Source organism: Bacillus sp. GZB, assembly GCF_001975995.1.
Taxonomy (GTDB): Bacteria; Bacillota; Bacilli; order Bacillales; family Bacillaceae; genus Bacillus; species Bacillus velezensis.
Map to the genome: position 1 here is coordinate 302,097 of NZ_MTQG01000016.1, position 23,687 is coordinate 325,783.

The 23,687-nt window shown below is 47.1% G+C and carries 21 protein-coding genes; 2 read left to right on the forward strand and 19 right to left on the reverse strand.

The window, feature by feature from the left end; genetic code table 11:
* Positions 1-32 precede the first annotated feature (32 nt).
* The 17 genes from BXO87_RS07335 to araE all read right to left on the reverse strand — a co-directional run bounded on the left by BXO87_RS07335 (position 33) and on the right by araE (position 19,687).
* Entirely contained in the window at positions 33-1,268 is a 1,236-nt protein-coding gene (locus BXO87_RS07335) for an MFS transporter (RefSeq protein ID WP_003151636.1), read from the reverse strand.
* The gene (locus BXO87_RS07340; RefSeq protein WP_015387694.1) at positions 1,243-2,163 is read right to left on the reverse strand and encodes a TIM barrel protein; all 921 of its coding nucleotides are present in this window, start codon (positions 2,161-2,163) and stop codon (positions 1,243-1,245) included. The genes BXO87_RS07335 and BXO87_RS07340 overlap by 26 nt, the downstream gene beginning before the upstream one ends.
* A gap of 7 nt (positions 2,164-2,170) precedes the next feature.
* A complete protein-coding gene (locus tag BXO87_RS07345) occupies positions 2,171-2,848 on the reverse strand; it encodes a PIG-L deacetylase family protein (RefSeq protein WP_003151634.1) in 678 nt (225 codons plus the stop codon).
* The gene (locus tag BXO87_RS07350) at positions 2,811-3,569 is read right to left on the reverse strand and encodes a WbqC family protein (protein WP_076851287.1); all 759 of its coding nucleotides are present in this window, start codon (positions 3,567-3,569) and stop codon (positions 2,811-2,813) included. Before BXO87_RS07350 ends, BXO87_RS07345 begins: the two co-directional genes overlap by 38 nt.
* Positions 3,542-4,423, reverse strand: a complete 882-nt coding sequence (locus BXO87_RS07355) for a GNAT family N-acetyltransferase (protein WP_076851288.1) — start codon at positions 4,421-4,423, stop codon at positions 3,542-3,544. Before BXO87_RS07355 ends, BXO87_RS07350 begins: the two co-directional genes overlap by 28 nt.
* Positions 4,424-4,434: 11 nt before the next feature.
* Complete coding sequence (locus tag BXO87_RS07360) at positions 4,435-5,691, reverse strand: aminotransferase class V-fold PLP-dependent enzyme (RefSeq protein ID WP_076851289.1); 1,257 nt, start codon at positions 5,689-5,691, stop codon at positions 4,435-4,437.
* A complete protein-coding gene (locus tag BXO87_RS07365; RefSeq protein ID WP_076851290.1) occupies positions 5,657-6,586 on the reverse strand; it encodes an NAD-dependent epimerase/dehydratase family protein in 930 nt (309 codons plus the stop codon). The genes BXO87_RS07360 and BXO87_RS07365 overlap by 35 nt, the downstream gene beginning before the upstream one ends.
* Entirely contained in the window at positions 6,583-7,713 is a 1,131-nt protein-coding gene (locus tag BXO87_RS07370; protein ID WP_032876966.1) for a DegT/DnrJ/EryC1/StrS family aminotransferase, read from the reverse strand. The genes BXO87_RS07365 and BXO87_RS07370 overlap by 4 nt, the downstream gene beginning before the upstream one ends.
* A gap of 48 nt (positions 7,714-7,761) precedes the next feature.
* Complete coding sequence (locus BXO87_RS07375; protein WP_038459897.1) at positions 7,762-9,096, reverse strand: nucleotide sugar dehydrogenase; 1,335 nt, start codon at positions 9,094-9,096, stop codon at positions 7,762-7,764.
* A gap of 266 nt (positions 9,097-9,362) precedes the next feature.
* Positions 9,363-10,643 carry a M28 family peptidase gene (locus BXO87_RS07380; protein WP_038459899.1) on the reverse strand — a complete coding sequence of 427 codons (1,281 nt, stop codon included), beginning with the start codon at positions 10,641-10,643 and terminating at the stop codon, positions 9,363-9,365.
* A gap of 168 nt (positions 10,644-10,811) precedes the next feature.
* Positions 10,812-12,104 carry a phosphopyruvate hydratase gene (gene eno, locus BXO87_RS07385; RefSeq protein ID WP_007409956.1) on the reverse strand — a complete coding sequence of 431 codons (1,293 nt, stop codon included), beginning with the start codon at positions 12,102-12,104 and terminating at the stop codon, positions 10,812-10,814.
* Between the two features lie 27 nt (positions 12,105-12,131).
* Positions 12,132-13,667, reverse strand: a complete 1,536-nt coding sequence (gpmI, locus tag BXO87_RS07390; RefSeq protein ID WP_003151620.1) for a 2,3-bisphosphoglycerate-independent phosphoglycerate mutase — start codon at positions 13,665-13,667, stop codon at positions 12,132-12,134.
* Positions 13,660-14,421, reverse strand: a complete 762-nt coding sequence (tpiA, locus tag BXO87_RS07395; protein WP_003151618.1) for a triose-phosphate isomerase — start codon at positions 14,419-14,421, stop codon at positions 13,660-13,662. Before tpiA ends, gpmI begins: the two co-directional genes overlap by 8 nt.
* Before the next feature lie 25 nt (positions 14,422-14,446).
* On the reverse strand, positions 14,447-15,631 hold the full coding sequence (locus BXO87_RS07400) for a phosphoglycerate kinase (RefSeq protein ID WP_038459901.1): 1,185 nt from the start codon (positions 15,629-15,631) through the stop codon (positions 14,447-14,449).
* 321 nt (positions 15,632-15,952) lie between these two features.
* The gene (gap, locus tag BXO87_RS07410) at positions 15,953-16,960 is read right to left on the reverse strand and encodes a type I glyceraldehyde-3-phosphate dehydrogenase (RefSeq protein ID WP_003151611.1); all 1,008 of its coding nucleotides are present in this window, start codon (positions 16,958-16,960) and stop codon (positions 15,953-15,955) included.
* A 33-nt stretch (positions 16,961-16,993) separates the two neighbouring features.
* Positions 16,994-18,028: a gapA transcriptional regulator CggR gene (gene cggR, locus BXO87_RS07415; RefSeq protein WP_038459904.1), complete on the reverse strand. Its 1,035-nt coding sequence runs from the start codon at positions 18,026-18,028 to the stop codon at positions 16,994-16,996.
* Between the two features lie 264 nt (positions 18,029-18,292).
* A complete protein-coding gene (araE, locus tag BXO87_RS07420) occupies positions 18,293-19,687 on the reverse strand; it encodes an arabinose-proton symporter AraE (protein ID WP_032876389.1) in 1,395 nt (464 codons plus the stop codon).
* A gap of 256 nt (positions 19,688-19,943) precedes the next feature.
* Here araE and araR point away from each other — a divergent pair, with 256 nt between their 5' ends.
* A complete protein-coding gene (gene araR, locus BXO87_RS07425) occupies positions 19,944-21,032 on the forward strand; it encodes an arabinose utilization transcriptional regulator AraR (RefSeq protein ID WP_038459907.1) in 1,089 nt (362 codons plus the stop codon).
* A 35-nt stretch (positions 21,033-21,067) separates the two neighbouring features.
* Here araR and BXO87_RS07430 read toward each other — a convergent pair whose 3' ends face one another.
* Positions 21,068-22,075 carry an LLM class flavin-dependent oxidoreductase gene (locus tag BXO87_RS07430; protein WP_007409952.1) on the reverse strand — a complete coding sequence of 336 codons (1,008 nt, stop codon included), beginning with the start codon at positions 22,073-22,075 and terminating at the stop codon, positions 21,068-21,070.
* A 275-nt stretch (positions 22,076-22,350) separates the two neighbouring features.
* Between BXO87_RS07430 and BXO87_RS07435 the strand changes: the two genes are divergently transcribed.
* Positions 22,351-22,758 carry a hypothetical protein gene (locus BXO87_RS07435; RefSeq protein ID WP_032876379.1) on the forward strand — a complete coding sequence of 136 codons (408 nt, stop codon included), beginning with the start codon at positions 22,351-22,353 and terminating at the stop codon, positions 22,756-22,758.
* A 20-nt stretch (positions 22,759-22,778) separates the two neighbouring features.
* Here BXO87_RS07435 and BXO87_RS07440 read toward each other — a convergent pair whose 3' ends face one another.
* On the reverse strand, positions 22,779-23,669 hold the full coding sequence (locus tag BXO87_RS07440) for a LysR family transcriptional regulator (protein WP_046702216.1): 891 nt from the start codon (positions 23,667-23,669) through the stop codon (positions 22,779-22,781).
* Positions 23,670-23,687: the final 18 nt, after the last annotated feature.

Consider the following 23,687-nt stretch of genomic DNA (forward strand, 5'->3'; position numbering starts at 1 on the left):
CCGGCTGATACCGGCGCCCCTTCGTTTACCATTCAGACGGATTGATCCGCTTGTTTCTCTGTATTTCTTTGACTCCCTTGTCTGACTGAAAAAACAGCAAAAACGATCGTAAGGGTCAGTCCGACCGCCGCAAAAATATAATCCGCATTCATCAACAGCAGAAGCCCTGTGTAGACAGCGGCAGACAGCGGTTCACCCATTTTGACAATGGAAAAAATCAGTGCAAAAACCCTTCCGAAATATGCGGCCGGAACCGTCTTTTGGAAATACAGCACCGTTTGCACATCAATATACGAGATGATGATGCCAAGCACTAGGAAAATGATGCACTCAAACCCGTGAAGCGGAAAAAACAGCACCAAAATGAGCAGTCCCGCTGCCGTTAACGTCCGCGGATACAGCCGGTTCAAGCGTTTTGTATTCCATTTGAAAAATACGGCCAGATTGCCCAAAAGCATCCCCGCCTGAAACATTGAATACATGACGGCAAACCATACAGAATAGTTCTGCTGAAAACGTTCCACAGCAAGAATCGGCCCCATTACTGAAATAAGACCGGCAATGACGAGATTTACGACGAAAAAGTATCCGACCGATGTCAGCCATGCCGCATTTCCTTTCAGCATTCTGTAGCCGGCTTTTACATCTTCAGCCCCGTTGCTTTTTTCATTGGGCTGTTCTGAAATACGAATGAACGCGATAAATGCCGCGGAGATAAAAAAAGCAGTTCCGTTTATGGCAAACAGCAGCCCGAACGGAATAGCCGCAATCATGATTCCGCTGATCAGTTTTCCGACGATGAGTCCGATCAAGTCACTCGTATTGATCAGAGATGTCGCCTGATCAAGATGCTGTTTGCGGACGAGCAGCGGAATGATCGCGACTTTCGCCGGCGCAAACAGCATCGATTGCAGAGATAGACAAAAGGCGCACACCCCTGCTATCCACACGGTTAATAAATCGTTCGCGCTGAGCACCGCCAAGAGGATCATGATGACGGCCCGGCCCGTATTGCACAAATACAAGATCGACTTTTTTCGGAATAAATCAATCAGCGGTCCCGCCAGCACGCCAAATGTCAACGGCACGAGTTCGATAAAAGAAATAACGCCGACAAGAATTTTACTGCCGGTCAATTCCAGCACTAACAGCGGCAGTGCAATAAGCCAGATACCGTCCGCCGCTGAAGAAAACACCTGCGCACACCAAAGCTTTGCATAGTTCGGTGTTCGATATGTCATATCAGGCCCTTTTTTGATCCTCGGCATCAGAAACACCGCCGAACCATTCCAGCGTTCTCCATGATTCCCGTCTTTCCGTATAATCCTCTTCCATCACCTCAAATACAATGCCGGTATCTTGATTCCGATAAAGCTCCTGCAAAGTATCGGCAGCCCGTCTCAGCAGCTCCTCAGCGATCGTCCCTTCACTCGGATGGCGGCCCTCAAAACAGCGGACGCCGCCATGCGGGAACGCAAGCTGGCGAAATGAGCTGAAGTGATAATGTTTAATGCTCTCTTTTATCGAGAGAAACTGAAAGAAATCCGGGTATCTCAGCTGGTCATTTCTGAACATAAGCGCGGAAGACAAGTGAGTCTGATAGGTAATCGCCCAATGGCACAGATCCCACGTAATACCGACATGCTTCAGATCCAGCTGAACCAGCTCTGTAAAATCCTCAGGATAAATGAAAATCGGATCAAAATCCTCTCCCAGATTCCCGATGATCGGAAGGTTTTCCACACCGATCCAAATGTCCGTCCCTTTCAGCTGCTCATCAAACTCTGCGAAAAACTCAATGATTTTTTTACGGTTTCCTTCCAGGTCATACACTTGAAATTCCTCAACCGTCATAAATTGATTCGCATGAACGGTTATGCCTTTGGCGCCGTATTTCACAGCGAGCTCCGCAAAGTGATAAAGCTGTTTTTTGATGTGATCTTCATGCACATAATCGGCATGATCTGTCGGGAAATGCAGCGTCAATAATGAAGGATCAAGCTGTTTTGCATATTCCAGCGTCTGATTGAATGTTTTGAGATAATCCGCTTCACTAAAGGAGCGGCCGTCAAAAATATTCGCTTCCAGACCGTATCCCGCTTCCACCCATTTCTCATCGATTTGCTTCGGATCAAGTCCGAAAAACGGAATTTGAGCAATCATAGGACAGTCACCATGTTCCTCTCACAAGCATAAACGCTTCCGCAGCGGAAAAACCCGATTTTGCTCCCCATACACGGGCATTATGTTCGATTGCCTGCAAAGAGCGGGGATGAGGGAAGTCTCTGAGCTCGGAGCCGTAACACGCCATCGATTTCAATTTTGTTTCAAGCTCGTCTTCAATATTAACGAAGAAATTGGCATGAAACTGATCCTTCTGACAGTAATTCCATTCCGTCGAAGACAATGTTTCATAGGCAAAAACCCGTTTTACCGTATGGCCGGGAAGCGGACGGGTTGCGGTCATGACCGCTCTGAATACGACGGAGTGGTCAATATTAATGTCACCGCCGTACTGGGTATACACAATGTCAGGCTGAAAACGATTGATTTGTTTCTCCGCTTCCTTCACGACATCCAGCAAATCCATTGAATCCATTCTGTTATCAGGAAGGTTCAGCCTGACAAAATCATGGATGCCCAAAGTGCTGAGCGCTTGTTCCGTTTCTTGAGCAGAATGCTGCATAACGGACTCTTCAGGCTTCTCATAATCCGTTTTTCTTGATGACTTGCCTTCCGCCATAATGACTGCCGACACGCTGTCACCTTGGCGGACATGTTTGGCGAGCGTGCCGCCGACGCCGATAATTTCATCGTCGGGATGCGCTGCAAATACCATTACTTTCATCATATTGCCCTCCTTTAACTAACATTTCAGCTGTATCCGCTCCGCAGTTCATCAGCATATCAAGCATGGAGAGGTGAGGGATATGCTCCCCGAATAATTGAGGATAGTCAAAATGCCGGATCTGCTGATACTCAATGACAATTCCGTTTCTATCAAAATCGCTTTCTATTAAATAGTCGGAACCCTGACTGCCTGAATAATAACGGTCCGCCCCCAGCTCCTGACAAAGCGCTAAAACAAAATCGCTTTTTTTCTCCTTCCGGCATTCAAGCTCAGAGACATAACAGAGCGGCGTTTCAATTCGGAGCTCTTTTCGGAAAAATTCAATGATGTGCATATTCAAATCATGGAGATATTCCCACTCCCTCTGATAGACATCTTGAAAAAAATGCTGGTACCGCTCAAAATAGGGAGCTTTCGCATAGTTCATCTTAATCGCCATCCAATGTTTTTTCCGCCAATCCTGTGTCTGGTCGATTTTCATATGCCGAAGCTCTATGTCTTTATATTGTTTCATCTGCAAAGGCACCGTCAGCCATCTGGGGCCCTGCGGCGTTTTGATTCTGTTGCGGTTCAGAAACCCTTTTTTCTCAAATTGAGCCGTGTCATGAATGGCAAACAGATCCGACTTATACATTTTTTCAAAAAAACCGTACCACGGCAGATAACTGGATTGATGGCCGCTTATTGTTTTCATTCCGGTTTCGTAAAAAGTCGGCATTGTTTTTCTTCAGCTCCCCAATATCGTTTCGGTCTTGCGATTTCTTTACTGTGTGAATAGCCAAAATCAGCCCATTGAAGCTTGCGGCTGATGGCGAATTGCAAAGCGTCACGCATCAACAAGTAAGAGGCCTGCGCTTTTTTTCCCGCCAGGCTGTTTACATTCTGCCAATAATAGAAATGAGAGCGGTCATAGAGAAAAATACTGCTGCTGATCAGCGTCTCATCCTGATATGCTCCGACCCAAAACATCCGGTCAGCAAACGTGTCAAGCAGTTTTTGGAAAAATCCCTGGCTCAGCACATAAGCCGCGCCGATTGCCGACGTATGCTCTTTGTAGAGGTCATAAAACGCGCCAAGTTCTTGTCGCCCGATCAGCCGGGTGACAATATTCTCTTTTTCAGCGTATCTGACTGCCGTCCGGGCTTTTCCGGAAATGCCCGTCCAAAGTTCGTCAAACGTGTCCGGAAGCGTAAGAATCCGTGTCGCCTTTTCCGTCCACCCTTCCCCGATTTCTTCTGTAAAAGAAGTCTGACCGTACGGCAGCAGCATCCGGGATATGTTCCGGCCGAATATGGCCTCGATTTCACTTTGAAGCCATTCAAATGAGATGGGGCGATCTGAAATAACGCCGCCGTATCCGATCATATTGCCGGATAATACGCCCTTCTGTTCAAAAAGCGGAAGATAGATGACCTGTCCTCCGTCCGTTGTCAGTCTGACAGGGTGAAATGACGTGCCGGGAAGCTCTTCCATGAGAATTCCCCAATCATAGCTTTGAAACAACCCCGCCTGATACATGTCAGCGGCCCGATCCCATGCCTGGCGGCTCGTGCATACTGCTGTTTTTTGCATTGTTATCACCACTATTCAGTCTTATTCTTTTGCTCACAATATGATAAAACGGATTCGGCTATATATCTGACTTGCTCCTTTTGAAGAGGAGGTTTAAACGGCAGAGAAAGAACTCTCTTCCAAAGCGGATCTTCCCCTTCTTCCGCCGCATATGTTTCATAAATCGGAATACGTCCGAGGGGAAGATAGTTCCAGCATGTTTGGATGCCTCTTTCAGCTAAATAAACGGAACACCCGTACCGCTCTTCATCCCGGGGGAATACAATCGTTAAATAATTCAGATGTTCTCCTTCTTGGGGCTGGATCATCTTTATGCCGTACGTCTCTTCCGCCTTTATAAAGATTTCTCCCGCCGCTTGTAAGTTTCGGAGCGAAGCTGTTACAAGCTGATCCATACGTGAAAGCTGATCTTCAATAATGGCTTCCCTTGCCGGATGCATGCGAAGCACCGGTACAACAGCCGGTTTATCCGGCAGAGCTTCGAGCTTAGTGGCTTTCATGGAAGGCATGACGCCCGCTTTCCTATAAATATATGAAAGGGGATGATGCCGTTTCCGTTTCATAACAGCCTGTATTCTTTGATTTCTGATATAAATTCGATAGTCAGCTGCCACTTGGCTGCGCTGCTCCATCGGGAAATTTGCTTTTTGCCGAAGCCATTCTTTCGGCGCGATTAACGCGCCGCCTCCGATACTCGCAAGCGGTTTTGACGGGCCGAAGCTTAAAATGCCCAAATCGCCCAGACCGCCGGCATATGTATCCGCTTGTTTTGTAAACATGGCTTGAGCGGCATCATCAATGACAAAAATACCGTGTTCCTTCGCCCAGTCAATGATGGCGGTATTTTCTCTCCGTCCGTATACATGCGTGAGGATAACCGCACACGTCTGCCGCGTCGCTTTTTTTTTGACATCCTCAAACGATAAAGAAAGATGCTCATCCAGCTGCGCAAAAACAGGCGTTGCACCGGATTGCACTACGGCATCAATGACATTCGGGCAGCTGAAGGATGAGAAAATCACTTCTTTCCCCGGCCCGGCTCCCGAATAAGTTAAGGCGAGCACCAGTGCCGCACTGCCGCTGGAGGTCAGTACAACCCCTTTTCCGTACCGTTTTTCCAGCTTTTCAGTCAGTCCGCTTTGTCCGGCAGTAAGCAAGTGCTTCACCGCGCGCAGACGGCCCCTGACGGAAAGCTGTCCGGGATAAACGGGATATTTGACCACTTCCGGGTTTTTAGGAAAGTGAAAGTTTGTGCTTTTGTCTTTCATCTTTTATGATCTCCAGGCCTTCATTCAGACTTACTTTCGGAGCGTAACCGAGTAAACGTTTCGCCTTCTCGATTGACGGCGCCCGTTTAAAAATCTCGATGTCTTTTCCCCTCACGCCGTCTTCGCCCAGCTTTTTAAACAGATAGTTATCCTTCTCTCTGCCAGAGAGCACATTAACTTTTTCAGCCAGTTCTTTTATCGTGATCGGCTGGTCGTTCCCGATATTGAAGTCTTCAAAGACGGCTCCTTCATGAATGAGCGCGAGATAAGTTCCGGTGACGATATCACTGATGTAGCTGAAGCAGCGTATTTGTCCGCCGTCCCCGTAAAGAGGCAGCTCAGAGCCATTCTCGGCCAGGCTGAAAAACTTGTTGATGACAAAATCCTCGCGCTGTTTCGGCCCGTATACATTAAAGTACCGGACGACCCGAATATGAAGCTCGTCGGAAGCCTGTTCTCTCAAATATTCCTCTGATTGCAGTTTGGCTTTTCCGTAAGCCGATTTCGGAAGCTTTCGGCTTGTCTCGGTATAAGGAAAATCCGGTGAATCGCCGAATACTTCTGAGCTCGATGAGAAAAGAAGTGTTCTGATTCCCAATTCACCGCATACCTCGGTGACGTTTTTCGTTCCTTCAAAATTGACCCGTATGACGTCTTCTTCATTGCTTCGGCAGCTGTCTACACCGACCATTGCCGCCAAATGAACAACCGCATCCGCTCCCCGCAGTGATTCGCGGAGGGACGTCCGGTCAAGGATATCCGTTTGGCGGTATTCAGTGTCAAAAGCCGGCTCCTTTTGGTCTGCAATGATGGTGTGATAACCTTTAGCCTGTAATAATGCCGCCAGTTCGCTTCCGATAAAACCGGCTCCTCCGATAATCGCAATATGTTTCATGATCCAACCTCCTGGCTGATAGTCAAAACTTCTTTTATAGACTTGACAATATAGCTGCAATCCTCATCTGATAACTGGCTGTAAAGAGGCAGTGACACGATCTCCCGGAAAACACGTTCAGTTACCGGAAGCTCGGCAGGAAAATGTTTTTTATAGTAAGGATGCAAATGCACGGGAATAAAGTGCACGCTCAGCCCGATTTGTTTTTCTTTCATTTTCTCAATAAACAAATCTCTGTCCATACCGCCGTTTTCTCGAATACGTAAAATAAATAAATGCCATGAGTGCGTTATGCCGCTTGGAATGTCAGAAAGCGGAAGCGCCGCTTTGTCAGATTGGCCTGACAGTTCACGTACATAAAATTGAGCGATCTGTTCCCGTTTTTCTTGAATTTCGTTTGCGCGTTTCAATTGAACCAGACCGAGCGCGGCCTGAATATCCGTCATATTATATTTAAAGCCCGGCAGTAAAACGTCGTATCTCCAGCTGCCTTTTTCACCGTACCGGTTCCAGGCATTTTTTGTGATGCCGTGCCAGCCGTACAGCCTCGCTCTTTCTGCGGCCTGTTCGTCTTTCATGACGAGGGCTCCGCCTTCCCCCGTTGTAATATTTTTGGTGGCATAAAAGCTGAAACACACGGCATCGCCATGAGTGCCGATCATGCTTCCGTTATATTTTGTACCGAGCGCATGAGCGGCGTCTTCAATCAGATACAATCCGTTTTCTTTACAAATGGATTGCAAGTTTTCCAGATCAGCCGGATAGCCGGCAAAATGAACCGCAATTACCGCTTTTGTGCGCGGCGTTATTTTCTTCCTGACATCTTCAGGATCGGCACATAGACTTTTCTCGCATATATCCGCAAACACCGGAACGGCTCCGGCGTGCAGGATGACATTGACACTGGAACAGAACGTGAAGCTCGGCACGATGACTTCATCGCCTTCTCCCACACCGAGCGCCAATAAAGCCATATGTAATGCAGCGGTGCCTGAATTACAGCTGATGACGTGTTCGGCTCCTATACATTCTCCCAGCTTTTTTTCAAAATCGATTACCTTCGGGCCTTTCGAAATCCAGCCCGATTGAATCGTTTCGGTTACGCTTGCGATTTCTTCGTTTGTCATATCAGGTCTGTGAAAAGAGATAAATCGATTACTAATGACCGTTCCCTCCTATAAAGTGACAACTCTGCAATTGTCGGCTGATTTTTCCTTGCATACATTTCTTGTGTCAAAGATAATCGGTGAGACATCCTTCAAAATACTGTAGTCGATGACATCGTGATCTGTATGAATGATGATGACGTCGTACTGATTGATTTGTTCTTTTGTGAAAGGGACAGATTGTTTGCGGCTTCCGTCATTCAAGCGGATCTCGCTGATAAACGGATCATGGTAATCAATCGCGCATCCCTTGTCCATCAATTCTTCCATTATCGTAAACACTGAGGATTCACGCGGGTCATTTGTATTTTTTTTATAAGCGGCCCCTATTATTAAGATGCTGCATTTGTCTTTGCCCGACAGTTTCAAAGCATAGTCAGAGACAGAAATCGGCATGTTGGAATTGATTTCGTCCGCCAGATCAATTAATTTCGTCTGCAGCCCTTTTTCATTCGCAATCCATTTGAAGTAAAAAGGGTCAATCGGGATACAATGGCCTCCGACTCCGGGGCCCGGGATAAATTTTTGAAAGCCGAACGGCTTCGTGTCTGCCGCGCAGATGACTTCCCATATATCAATATCAAGTTCACGGCAATTAAGCGCCATTTCATTGATAAGAGCTATATTGACATAACGATAAGTATTCTCTAGGAGTTTAGCTGTTTCAGCTACTTCGGGTGAGGTGACCGGGTGAATGCTTGTAACAATGGTGCTGTAAAACGCTGAGGCAAGTTCTGTGCAAGTCTGTGTGGTTCCGCCGACTACTTTAGGAATATCTGAAACTTCATATTGCCTGTTGCCCGGATCGATTCTTTCCGGAGAATAAGCCGTAAAAAAGTCTGTTCCTATTTTCATGCCGCGGCTTGATGCCATTCTGTCGGCAATCTTTTTTTTCGTTGTTCCGGGATAGGTGGTGCTTTCTAAAATTAAAAGCTGATGCTGCTTTCCATAAGCGATCATGCTGTCAACTGCACTGTCGATGTAGGTTAAATCGGGGATCTTGTCTTTTTTGTTCAGGGGTGTCGGCACACATATCACAATGATGTCGCATTGTTGGATGAGCGACATGTCGGCGCTGATTTGAAAGCGTTTTGTTTGTAAAGCCGAGTTCAGTCTGTCGTCCTCTATATCTTGAATATGGCTGCTTCCGGCGGCTAACAAGGAAACCTTTTCACTGTTTTTGTCGAATCCGATAACATTGTATCCTTTATCGACACATTCCAGCGCAAGAGGAAATCCCACATATCCCATGCCTAACACGCCTACTATCGCCTGCTTCGTTTCAATTAGATGTAACAGCTGTTTTTGACCAAGGTTGCTGGCTTCTTTTGTGACAGTATTCATTTTTCGCCCCCTAATAGATAGAAAAGAGTATTGTTTTTTACAATTTAAAACAAATATCGATCGATATCGCAATTATAACAAAAGTTAAAATTTGATAAATGAGTTTTACATCCTTTTATAAATTAGGTATTATCTATTTATTTTTCTTTTATTTGTAAAATAAAATCCTGTCAAATGGTATATATCTGGTAACGAGTGAGAAAATCTCCCTTAATTGAGAGAATATACAGAAAATAATATAAAAAAACAGGCCTAAGCCTGTTTTTTTATTCTGTCACTGCCTCAGTTACAGCCGTGGAAACGAGTGCTCCCGCTTTCTCTAATCGTTCTTTGCTGATGTGTTTCATATTATCATTCTCAGTGTGATACCAGGGCCCCGGCTCCTGTGTATCGGGGCTGAGCCAAATCCAGTTAGCCGACGGAATCCCTGCTTCATAAAAAGAGACATGGTCTGAGTAACCGAGCTGAATCAGGTTTGGCTTGACCAACCGGGATTTTTCAGCGGCTTTTTCAGCGTACCGGACGCTCGGGTTTTCCCTGCCGTCAGGAGTCGTGACACACATTTGACTCGCTTCTTCCCAGTCAGTCGCAATCATATCGGCATTAAAATTGGCCTGGCTGTGCTTTCTTTCATTGTTCGTGAGTGTACTGACGTAATAAGATGAACCCGCAGACCATAATTCTTCTGCACCGAACAGGATAAAGCGGATCTCTTTGTCTTTCGGTATGTGTGTGAATTGCTTGCTGATTTCCAGAACGGCAGATGTGCCTGAGGCGTTATCATCCGCTCCGGGCGCGCCTTTTACGCTGTCATAATGCGCTGTAACATAAATAATATCAGCATCAGAAGAGTTGGCCTGTGCCGCTTTGCGCGTTCCTATAATATTTTGTGAGGTGCGGTTTTTATAGTTTTTAAATTGAATGACTGCCTGCTTTTCCTGCAGCAGTGCTTCACCGTCTTCTTTTTTCATACCCGCCGCCGGTATCGTGATTCCTTTATCGGTATGCGGACGGACGGCGAGCGGTTTTGTTGTCTGATTATAAATAATGACTGCTTTGGCTCCCGCTTGTTCGGCATGTTTGATCTTTTGAGAAACGGGGATCTTTCCTTCGCGTATCACTGCAATCTTTCCTTTGGCTCCTGTTACGTCATCGCGTGATCCGCAGCCGCCGTCAAAAATCCCTCCCTCAATTCTCAGCTCTTTTTCAACAGCGGATTGATCAGCGGAGCGGAGCGGGAATTCATGATCTCCCGCTGTGACTGAACCTGAAAAGTACTTTTTCAACGGAAATGTCTGTACTTTGACACTGGCGCCCTGAGCCCGCAGGCGATTCGATATGTATTCAGCCGCTTCCTTTTCTTTCGCAGTTCCGGTTTCCCGCGGTCCGATTGTTTCGCTCAGATCATGCATAGTGTCCAATGCCTCATCAGCATCAAAAACCGGCGCGGTCACGGCTGAATAACCATGGGTTTCAGACAGCGGCCCGGCAGACGCGCCCCATATAACGCTTGCTGCCACCGCGGCTGACATAAATGAAAATTTCATCATAATCCCTCCTCTTATTAACACCTCTTCCCTTTCGATTGAAGAACACTGATTCCTTTAAAAAGGGGAAAAATGAATATTATTGACCAAATGAAGATGATGAAAAAGGAGGGAAAAACCCGGGAGCATAAAAAAACGCCGGGAGAATATCTCCCGGCGTCCATTCCATTACTTATTCAAGTTATAGAAAGAGTTGATACCGTGGTATTGAGCAGTTTCAGCCAACTGATCTTCGATGCGAAGAAGCTGGTTGTATTTCGCAACACGGTCCGTACGGGACGGAGCACCTGTTTTGATTTGTCCTGCATTAGTTGCCACAGCGATGTCAGCGATTGTGCTGTCTTCAGTTTCACCTGAACGGTGAGAGATAACGGCAGTGTAGCCCGCGCGTTTCGCCATTTCGATCGCATCGAATGTTTCAGTCAATGTACCGATTTGGTTTACTTTGATCAGGATAGAGTTGCCTACGCCGTTTTTGATACCTTCAGCAAGCTTTTTCGTGTTTGTAACGAAAAGGTCGTCACCGACAAGCTGAACTTTTTTGCCAAGACGCTCTGTAAGAAGTTTGTGGCCTTCCCAGTCGTTCTCGTCAAGTCCGTCTTCGATAGAGATGATTGGGTATTTAGAAACCATTTCTTCGTACCAGTCAACCATTTCAGCAGATGTTTTCACAACGCCTTCGCCAGACAGATGGTATTTGCCGTCTTCTTTGTTGTAGAACTCAGAAGATGCAGCATCCATAGCAAGCTTCACTTCTTCGCCAGGTTTGAAGCCGGCTTTTTCGATTGCTTCAACGATTGTTTGAAGCGCTTCTTCGTTAGAACCAAGGTTCGGAGCGAATCCGCCTTCGTCACCTACAGCTGTGTTCATTCCTTTAGCAGAAAGAACTGATTTCAGGCTGTGGAAGATTTGAGCGCCCATGCGAAGCGCTTCACGGAAGTTAGGCGCGCCTACAGGCATAATCATGAATTCTTGAATGTCTACGTTGTTGTCAGCATGCTCTCCGCCGTTTACGATGTTCATCATCGGTACAGGAAGCGTTTTTGAGTTGAATCCTCCAAGGTATTGGTAAAGAGGAATCTGTAAGAAATCAGCAGCTGCGCGCGCACAAGCCATAGATACGCCAAGGATTGCGTTCGCACCGAGTTTGCCTTTGTTTTCAGTTCCGTCAAGCTCGATTAAAAGCTGATCGATTGCGTTTTGTTCAGTTACGTCAAAGCCGAGAAGCTCTGGAGAAATGATTTCGTTTACGTTGTTAACAGCAGTTAACACGCCTTTTCCAAGGTAACGGTCTTTGTCGCCGTCACGAAGCTCAACCGCTTCGTATTCACCTGTAGAAGCTCCGCTTGGCACTAATGCGCGGCCGAAAGCTCCTGTTTCTGTATATACTTCAACTTCAACTGTTGGGTTGCCGCGGGAGTCAAGGACTTCGCGTGCATAAACATCAACAATGTATGGCATGAGTTTGTCTCTCCTTTTGATTTACGCTTATTTTTGAATTAAAGATGTTCCGGTCATTTCTTTCGGTTTTTCAACACCGAGAAGGTCTAATAACGTTGGTGCGAGGTCGCCTAGGATTCCGCCTTCGCGCAGCGTCACGCCTTCTTTCGTCACAATGACAGGGACTGGGTTTGTCGTATGGGCAGTGTGCGGTTCGCCTGTTTCTGTAATCAGAATGTCCGCATTACCGTGATCAGCGGTAATGATGGCATGTCCGCCTTTAGCGATGATGGCGTCAACCACTTCGCCTAAGCATTCGTCCACTGCTTCAATTGCTTTAATCGTCGGTTCGACCATTCCGGAGTGGCCGACCATGTCAGGGTTTGCAAAGTTCAGGATGATCGCGTCGTGCTTGTCAGCCGCGATTTCTTTTACAAGAGCATCCTTCACTTCATACGCGCTCATTTCAGGCTTCAGGTCATATGTCGCGACCTTCGGCGAGTTAATGAGGATGCGCTCTTCGCCCGGGAATTCTTCTTCGCGGCCGCCGCTCATAAAGAACGTAACGTGCGGATACTTTTCAGTTTCTGCAATGCGAAGCTGTTTTAACCCGTGCTGTGCTAATACTTCACCGACCGTATTGTCAAGGTTTACCGGTTTAAAAGCCACATATCCGTCAACAGATTCACTGAAGTGAGTCAGGCAGACGAAATACAGGTTTTTCGGATGATTTTCACCGCGGTCGAAATCGCGGAAATCTTTGTTGGTAAACGTGTTTGAAATCTGGATGGCGCGGTCTGGTCTGAAATTATAGAAAATCACAGAATCGCCGTCATGAATTTTCGCAACGGGTTCACCGTTTTCTTTTGTGATGACGGACGGAATGACGAATTCATCATGAATGCCGTTCGCATAAGAATCGTCGACTACATCCATCGCGCTGCGGTAAGACGGGCCTTCGCCGTAAGCCATTGCGCGGTACGCTTTTTCCACACGGTCCCAGCGTTTGTCGCGGTCCATGGAGTAGTAGCGTCCGGAAATGCTGGCGATTTCGCCGACACCGATTTCTTCGATCTGCTCATTCAGCTGCTGAATGTAAGTTTTCGCTGTTTGCGGACCTACATCGCGGCCGTCGAGGAAACCGTGAATATACACCTTCGTCAGTCCTTCACTTTTCGCAAGCTTCAGCAGCGCGAATAAATGATTGATATGACTGTGTACGCCTCCGTCAGAAAGAAGGCCGAACAGGTGCAGCGCTTTGTCGTTGTCTTTCGCGTTTTTGATGGCGTCAAGGAACGTTTGATTGCGTTCGAATTCGCCTTCGCGGATGGCAACGTTCACGCGTGTTAAGCTTTGGTACACAATACGTCCTGCGCCGATATTCAGATGACCGACTTCAGAGTTCCCCATCTGTCCTTCAGGCAGTCCGACTGCTTCGCCTGATGCCGTCAGCGTCTGATGAGGGTATTGGTTCCAATAACGGTCGAAATTCGGTTTTTTCGCTTGTGCGACTGCGTTTCCGACTGTTTCATTGCGTAATCCGAACCCATCAAGAATGATGAGTGCAGCTGGTTTTTTACTCATATTGACCTTCCTCCAATAATTGAACGAATGACTGCGGTTCAAGGCTTGCGCCGCCGACCAAAGCACCGTCAATATCGGACTCTGCCATATATTCTTTAATATTTGCAGGTTTTACGCTGCCGCCGTATTGAATGCGGAGCTTGTCAGCAGTTTCCTGGCTGAAGCTTTCAGCAACGACTTTACGGATATGCGCGCAGACGTCGTTAGCATCTTTCGCTGTAGAAGATTTGCCTGTTCCGATTGCCCAGATTGGCTCGTACGCAATAACGGAAGCGGCAACTTGCTCTTCAGAAAGACCCGCAAGACCTTTTTTCACTTGATCGGCAACAAGATCATTTGTTTTTCCGGCTTCGCGCTCTTCAAGCGTTTCACCTACGCAAATGATCGGCACAATGCCGTGTTTGAAAGCAGCATGCGCTTTTTTGTTAACTGTTTCATCAGTTTCAGCGAACATTTCACGGCGCTCAGAGTGGCCGATGACGCAGTAATCCACGCCAAGGTCTTTCAGAGCGACCGGGCTGATTTCACCTGTGAACGCACCGTTTTCTTCAAAATGCATGTTTTGGGCGCCGACTTTCAGGTCAGTTCCTTTAACAGCAGAAGTCAGCTTTTCTAAGAAAAGAGCTGGTGCGCAAACAACGGCTTCCGCTTTGTCTGCTGCTGGAATGGAAGATTTCACTTCTTCAACGAAGCTGACAGCTTCGCCGAGTGTTTTGTTCATTTTCCAGTTACCGGCTATAATTGGTTTTCTCATCTGTTCCACTTCCTTATAGCAGTTTTTATTTATCGTTCAGCGCAGCTACACCTGGAAGCTCTTTGCCTTCCATGAATTCAAGGGATGCGCCGCCGCCTGTTGAGATATGGCTCATTTTGTCAGCAAGGCCGAATTTTTCAACGGCTGCTGCAGAGTCTCCTCCGCCGATGACAGAGTATGTATCGTTTGCCTCTGCCAATGCTTCAGCCACTGCTTTTGTGCCTTGAGCGAACAAGTCGATTTCGAATACGCCCATCGGTCCGTTCCATACGACAAGTTTGCTGTTTTTGATAACTTCAGCATACGTTTCGCGGGTTTTCGTTCCGATGTCGATCGCTTCTAAATCACTTGGGATCTCAGAGATCGGCACGATTTGAACGTTTGCATCGTTAGAGAAATCATCAGCAACGAGAACGTCTTCCGGCATATAGAATTTAACGCCTTTTTCTTTCGCGCGGTCCATGAATGATTTTGCAAGTTCGATTTTATCTTCTTCAAGAAGAGATTTACCGACTTCATAGCCAAGCGCTTTTACGAATGTGTAAGCAAGACCTCCGCCGATGATCAGGTTGTCCACTTTATCAAGCAGACTTTCGATTACGCCGATTTTGTCTTTTACTTTCGCGCCGCCGATGATTGCCGTAAACGGGCGCTCAGGATTTGTCACGGCTTTGCCGAGAACGTCAAGCTCTTTTTCCATCAGGAATCCTGCAACCGCCGGCAGATGCTCGGCAATTCCGGCTGTAGATGCGTGAGCACGGTGGGCAGCACCGAATGCGTCATTGACATATACATCCGCAAGCTCAGCAAATGCTTTAGCAAGCTCAGGATCGTTTTTCTCTTCACCAGGGTAGAAACGTACGTTTTCCAATACAAGAACGTCTCCGTCCTTCATATCAGAAACTTGTGCTTTTACAGCATCACCGTAAGCTTCATCCGCTTTTTTCACTTCTTTGCCGAGCAGTTCGCCTAAGCGTGCAGCGACAGGAGTTAAACGAAGCTCCTCAACCGTTTCGCCTTTCGGGCGGCCTAAGTGGCTCGCAAGAAGGACTTTCGCGCCTTGGTCTGCAAGGTGTTTGATTGTTGGAAGCGCAGCGCGGATACGAGTATCGTCTGTTACTTCCCCGTCTTTCATTGGAACGTTAAAGTCAACGCGGCAGAATACGACTTTGCCTTTTACGTCGATGTCTTTTACTGTTTTTTTATTCATGCCTTAGGAGATCCTCCTTCAAAATGGTTTGCATAGCACGAAAAACGTGAAACGTGAAACCGCCTCATGATGCTTCCGCCGCGGGGCAGATTGCAGCTTCCGGGCACGGGGCAGATCGTCTTCTGAGCCAGGGCAGGCGGCTCAGAAAACGAAAGTGCCGCGGAAACCTCAAAACGCGGACGTTCTGCAGCAATCAGGCGCTTTCTGAAAGCCGGTTCTCATGGAAAAAGGGAAAGGGAGTCCGTCCCCTTCCCTTGTCCGCTTTCATTATAGCGTTTCTGTCCGAAAGAACCAAGTCCGGCCCTTTCCGGGAGCTATGAATTAAAGACCTTGTTTTGCGATGTAAGCTGCAAGGTCAACAACGCGGTTAGAGTAGCCGCTTTCGTTATCGTACCAAGAGATTACTTTTACCATGCTGCCTTCCATAACCATTGTAGAAAGAGCATCGATTGTAGAAGAGTTAGCATTGCCGTTGTAGTCTCCGGATACTAATGGCTCTTCGCTGTAGCCGAGGATTCCTTTAAGATCGCCTTCAGCCGCTTCTTTAAGAGCTGCGTTTACGTCTTCAGCCGTTACGTCTTTGTTAAGTTCAGCAACTAGGTCAACAAGAGAAACGTTTGGAGTCGGCACACGCATAGCTCCGCCGTTCAGTTTGCCTTTCAGTTCAGGAAGAACAAGGGAAACTGCTTTAGCAGCACCAGTTGATGTAGGAATGATGTTTTCAGCTGCTGCACGCGCACGACGGTAGTCTTTGTGCGGAAGATCAAGAATTTGCTGATCGTTTGTGTAAGAGTGAACAGTTGTCATCATACCGCGTTTGATGCCGAATTTGTCGTTAAGTACTTTTGCAAACGGCGCAAGGCAGTTTGTTGTGCAAGATGCGTTAGAGATAACATGGTGGTTAGCCGCATCGTATTTGTCTTCGTTAACACCCATAACGATTGTGATATCTTCTTCGTTAGCAGGTGCAGAGATGATAACTTTTTTCGCGCCTGCTTCTAAGTGTTTCGCAGCGTCTGCGCGTTTTGTGAAGAAACCAGTAGATTCAACTACGATTTCAACGCCTTGTTTGCCCCAGCTGAGTTTCGCAGGATCGCGCTCAGCAGAAACTTCGATTGTTTTGCCGTTAACAACAAGGTTGCTGCCGTCAACTTTAACTTCTGCATCTAATTTTCCGTGTACGGAATCATATTGTAAAAGATGAGCAAGCATGTTAGCGTCTGTTAAATCGTTAACCGCTACTACCTCAACTTCAGGATTGTTTAATGCTGCGCGGAATACGTTACGTCCAATACGACCAAAACCGTTAATACCGACTTTTACTGCCATGATTATTTCCTCCTTTAAATAAGTGAGAGATATTTATATTGAGGGACTGTTATCCCTTAATAACTTCTTTGCGGCTCCTTCGTCCGTGACGAGAACCGTGTTTCGCTGCTTTTTAAAATAAGCTTCGATTGCTTCTGCTTTTGTTGATCCGCCCGCTACCGCGATAATGTCGGGAATGGCATCGAGGTCATCGAGCTGCATTCCGACTGAATGCACCTTGTGAACGACTTCTCCGTCCGCATTAAAGTAGTAGCCGAATGCCTCTGTCACCGCATGATTGTCATCTATTTTCTTCAAATCTTCCAAAGGCGTGTTTCTTCGCTCCGCCATTGTTCTAGCTTCGCCGATTCCGTGAACGAGCATACTCGCTGATTTAATCGTGTGAAGCACCTCTTTTACGGAAGGCTCTTCAATAATAGATGAGTAGGCGCCTTGTGACAGCTGCCCGGGAACGAACAAAAGCCGGTAAGTGCCTGAAGCCTTTTCCGCCATATGCGCGCATATGGTGTTCGCCTGGTTTTTCACATCTTCGCCTAAACCGCCTCTTGCGGGCACAAACAGGAGCTCGCGGTTTTTTGAATCCGGCGTCATCATATCGGCGACGGCTTCAATTGTCGTACCGCCGGTTACAGCGACGATATTTTTGCCTGAAAATCTCTTTTTCATACATGCAACGGCCGCTCTCCCTAATTCTTTTTTGACCCAAGGAGATTGGTCGCTGTCTCCGGAAACGATAATGGCGTCTTTCAGATTAAGCCGCTCTTTTAATGTCTTTTCCAGAAGCGTCAATCCTAAAACATCCTTCATCGTATCTTCCAGAATCGAAAGCAGTGAATAGCCCTCTTCCGTCATTGTCATGCCGTTTGTTTTAATATCGATGAGATTCTGTTCTTTCAAAAACTGAACCTCGCTTCTGAGAACGCGCTCGGTCAATCCGAGACTGGCTGCAAGACTTCTGCGGCCGATCGGTTCGGTAAGCCTGATATACTGCAAGATTTCAAATCTTTTCTGCATCACAAGCAAAAGATCAGGCAATAATTTTTTTTGAGCTTGTATTAACTGGTTCATGACTCAAACGTTCCTTCCTATTCATACTGGACAGAAAATGTCCCGCTATGACAAAAAACGTCCCATCATAGCCAAAAAAAATTATGTCTGCTTTCTTTAATTATTTTAACAGGATGACATTGTTAATTCAACTGTTAAAGGTCAATTCCTCGACATTCTTCGCAGGATTTTCCAGTATCTCCTTGATACAGTCATTATATACAGAAACGGAATGAAGGTGACAGACAAAAGCCCGCCGGAGCAGACTTTTGTCGTAAAACGCTTTCATTTTATCCAGAGTTTTTCTATTTCTTCTAATGATTTATTTTTCGTCTCAGGGCAGATCGTCACGACAAACAAGAAACAGAGAATATTAATGACGGCAAATATCCAGAAGGTGTACGCGAGCCCTAACCCGCTGATCATCATCGGCACGAACTGGCCGATCGCCCAGTTGGCCCCCCATAAGAATATCGTCGCGATACCGGCGGCGCGTGCTCGGAGGTGGTTCGGAAAGATCTCCGAAATCATGATCCACGTAATCGGCCCGACTGATACGCAGAAAGCGGCGACGAATCCCAATATGATGACGACTAAAGCCGGACCGCTCGCCAGCTGAAAATAAAAGGCTGCCCCGATTAAGATCATGAATAGCGCCATAAAGGCAGATCCGACCCCCATCAGCTTTTTCCGGCCTACTTTATCCACTAAAAGAACGGCGATGACGGTGAAAATCACTTCGACGACACCGACGATGCATGTCGTGATAAACCCCGCATTCTGTCCGAAGCCCATCATTTTGAAAATTTCCGGCCCGTAATACGTAATCGCGTTCATGCCGATGACCTGATTGAATAAAGCCAGCAGAATCCCGATCACAAGCGCTTTTCTCAGCCCCGGTTTAAACAGCTGAGACAATGACCCCATTTTTTCTAATTGTAAAGACGTTTCGATTTGTTTGATTTCTTCTTTCGCGGTCTGCTCGCCGTTAATGCGCGTCAGCACGGCGAGGGCTTCATTCCGGCGCCCCGCTTTCGCAAGCCAGCGCGGACTTTCCGGCACGATAAGCAGCACGATAAAAAAGATGACGGACGGAATCATGCCGTAAGCGAGCATCCACCGCCAGCCGGTGTGCACCCCCCATTCATATGAGCCGGACTGCTGAACGGCGAGGTTAATAAAATAAGTGCCGGAGATCCCTAATATCGTAAACAGCTGATACAGTGAAGACAGACTGCCGCGTATTGCCGGCGGAGCGGCTTCGGTAATATACGTGACAGAAAGCGAGGAGCCCATGCCGATTCCCAGACCGCCGATGACTCTGGCGATCACTAAGGAAGACACACTTTGAGAAAGCGCAGAGACAACCGCTGACACCGCAAACAACAGCGCCGCTGCCATCAAAATCTTTCTCCGTCCGAAACGGTCGCTCAAAAATCCGGAAATCCCGACGCCGAATACACCGCCGATCATAATGCTCGAAATCACGAGCCCTTCCATAAAAGGACTTAAGCGGTACAAATCTTTCAGGAAACCGATGGCTCCGGAAATCACCGCCGTGTCATAACCGTACAAAAGCCCTCCCAGTCCGGCCGCGCATGAGATGAGAATGACAAACCACTTGGAATGCTGCCGAGTGACAGGTACATTTGAGCCAATTGGTGCCGGGTGATTCTTCATGAATTTTACCCTCCCGCGAATAATATAATAAAAACGCTTACAAAACAAAGTGCGGCGCTTGATGATGCTTTGTTTTCTTCAGAACCGCCACATTTGTACGTACTTATGAAGAATTTTATCTAAAAATGAGGAAAATTAGTACGTACAAATAAAGAATAAGCAGTTTTTCATAATCTGTCAATTATTTTTACAGCTTGATGAAAGGGCTTACTATGTTATACTGGAATTTGTCCGTATACATTTTGGAGGAATTGATATGCTACCGAAATATGCTCAAGTAAAAGAAGAAATTTGTTCATGGCTGAATCAGGGAAAAATACAGCCGGACGAAAAGCTGCCTACGGAAAATGAGCTGATGCAGCAGTTCGGCGTCAGCCGCCATACCATCAGAAAGGCGATCGGAGATTTGGTCTCGCAGGGGCTGCTGTACAGCGTTCAGGGCGGAGGCACCTTTGTCGCTTCACGCACGGCGAAATCAGCCATGCATTCAAACAAAACGATCGGCGTCATTACAACGTACATATCAGACTATATTTTTCCGAGCATCATCAGGGGAATTGAATCTTATTTAAGCGAACAGGGCTATTCCATGCTGCTGACGAGCACCAACAACAATACAGAAAGTGAGCGGCGCGGCCTTGAAAACCTGCTGTCCAAAAATATAGACGGGCTGATTGTCGAGCCTACAAAAAGCGCGCTGCAGACGCCCAACATCGGCTACTATCTCAATCTGGAGAAAAACGGCATTCCGTTTGCCATGATTAACGCCTCTTATGCGGAGCTGGCCGCACCAAGCTTTTCCGTCAATGATGTCAAAGGCGGCATGATGGCTTGCGAATACGTCATGTCCCTCGGACACACGCACATTATGGGAATCTTTAAAGCGGATGACACGCAGGGCGTCAAACGGATGAACGGCTATCTTCAGGCGCATCGGGAGCGCGGGATTTTCCCGTCTCCGGACATGATCGTGACTTACACGACTGAGGAAAAAGAAACCGTGCTTCTCCAAAAAATTAAGCATACCCTTGAGCAAAACAGCGGGTCATATCCGACGGCCATTCTTTGCTACAATGACGAAATTGCGCTGAAGACGATTAATCTTCTCAGGGAATTGGGGTTAAAGGTGCCTGATGACGTATCGGTCATGGGCTATGACGATTCACATTTCGCCCAGATTTCCGAGGTGAAGCTCACCTCTGTCAAGCATCCGAAATCCATTATGGGGAAAGCGGCGGCAAAATATGTCATCGACTGCTTAGAACATAAAAAGCCGAAGAAGGATGACGTCGTGTATGAACCGGAACTCGTCATCCGGAATTCAGTCAAGCGGATCGGCGAATAAAAAAAGCAATGTGCGCGGCACATTGCTTTTTTTGCTCAGCTGTTTTTTAATTCGGCGATGATTTCAAATGATCTCATTCTGTCGGCATGCTCAAAGCTTTCTGAATTCACCATGATTTCATCCGCCTGTGTTGTCCGGATGAAGCTTTCCAGCTTTTCCTTCACACGCTCCGGTCCGCCGACGATCGTTGAACTGAGCTGTTCATTGACCATCGCTTTTTCATACGGCGACCAGATTTGATCCATGTCTTCAACAGGAGGCTTCAGCTGGTTCGGCGTCCCGCGAACGAGGTCTAAAAATCTTTGATAATGCGATGTTGCCAGATGCTCCGCCTTTTCATCCGTATCGGCGGCAATGACGGTGACGCCGACCATCGCGTACGGTTGATCCAGTACGTCTGACGGACGGAAGGAGCTGCGGTACAGTTCAAGAGCGGGCACGGTATTTTTCGGTGAGAAGTGAGCCGCAAAGGCGAACGGAAGCCCGAGCTCTCCCGCAAGACGCGCGCTGAAGCCGCTTGAGCCCAAAAGCCAGATCGGCACGTCCAGCCCTTCGCCCGGAATGGCGCGGACTTGATTGCGCACATTGCCTGTCGGTTTGAAGTAATTTCTCAATTCTTCAAGCTGCTCCGGAAAATCTTCCCCGCTGTTTATGTTTCTTCGTAAGGCTCTCGCCGTTAATTGGTCGGTCCCCGGCGCGCGTCCGAGCCCCAGATCAATCCGCCCCGGATATAACGTTTCAAGGGTTCCGAATTGCTCCGCGATCACAAGTGAAGAATGATTCGGCAGCATAATACCCCCAGAACCGACGCGGATTTTTTTCGTGCCGCCGGCGATGTGGCCGATCAGCACCGCCGTTGCCGAGCTGGCGACGCCTTCTATATTATGATGCTCCGCAAGCCAATAGCGGTTATAGCCCCACTCCTCGGCGCGGCGCGCTAAATCCATGCTGTTGCGGAACGATTCAGCAACCGTTCCCCCCTGTACGACCGGCGATAAATTCAATACGGAAAACGCAGTATCTTTCAATGTATGTTCAGCCATCGTTTTCTCCTTTATGGTTTAGTGTAAGCAGATCTTAAACAAGGTCTCTACCACACACCTTACCACAGCTTTTCCCGTGAGTTAAACAATTTGATTCGATGATCTTCGAACAATCAGTCAGCGGTCGTCACTAGTGAACTCTGTATGAATGAATCTATTACATTCAGATATGACGAGCTTTTCATCCTATAAAAGTGAAAATCTATCGTTGAAAGAACAAACCCAATAATGTTAAGATATGTATGATATTGAATAGGAAGGAAGTCATAGTCTATATGCGCAAAAAAATCTTAATGGCACTCACAACAGCTTTACTGGCAGCAATCTTCTTTACAGGAAACACTGATAAGGCATACGCCGCAGACTTTTATTCCGGCACTGAGCAGAATTTAAATGTAAGCGGATTTACCGATGCCTCCTACTACACTAAAAAAGCGAAAAGTGTCGATTTTACTCTCAGTACAGCGTATCCGTCAGATCGAACTTTTAAAGGAAACCTATACTTACAGCGAAAGTCCGGAAAGAAATGGACGACTTGTAAAAAAACAACCTTTTCTTTCTCAGTAAGGGTGACTAAGTCATTCTCTTTAAAAGGATGCAAGACAGGTTATTATCGTGTCAAAGCTACGTTCAGCGGTTCAAAACTTGTCAATACGACTAACTCTTTTAAAATTAACCGATAAGATTCAGGGCCCTATGATGATTAGGGTCTTTTTTTATTCGTTCTTTGTGAGTTCCTGTGCGATTGAATGAAAAGTTTTGCCGCCAATGAAGCCTCCTTTATAGAAGGAACGGCAAGCAGAACATCACGGTACACCGCCTGATTGAGTTCCCTTGTCACGACATTTTCCGGCAGCGATATTCCCGACATAGACATTTGTGATAATATCGCAATTCCCAGCCCCTCTTTGATCATGCTGAGGGACGTATTGACGTTGTAAACAGTGAATGCGGCAGTCAGCACAGATCCTGCCTCCTTAAACATATCAATAAACGGTGATTCGTATCCTCCGTCACAGATGATCATCGGCTGGCGGTCAAGATCTTTCAGAGTGATTGACTCACAGCAGCAAAGCGGGTGATCATTTCTAAGCACGACGGCCATTTTATCTTTTTTCAGCGGCAGATATTCCATGTCTTCCGTAGGAAAAAGAGTGATCCCCACATCTATTACCCGGGAGCGGAGCCATTCCTTTACTTCGTTAACCGTTCCTTCATGAAGCACCAACTCAAGCTTCGGATACCGTTTTTTAAACACGCTGATCAGTTTTGGAATGAAATAAGCGGAAGCGGCCGGAAATGTGCCGATGTGAATCGTTCCCTGTTCAAGCCCTCTTTCCGCGGCCGCCAGCTGCTCGGCTTTTTCTATGCCTTTGAGCACCTCTCTGATATGGACGAGAATTTTTCCGCCCGTGTCCGTGAGCCTTACGCCGTTGCGGCGCTCGCGGACGATCAGCTTGATGCCGAGCTCTGACTCAAGCGCAGAGATGGCATGGCTGACGGCGGGCTGCGTCATATTCAGCGCCTGCCCAGCTTTTGTAAAGCTTCCCGTTTCAGCGATTTTAACAAAAACCCGCAGTTGTGTAATCGTCATAACTTTTTACTTATGCTC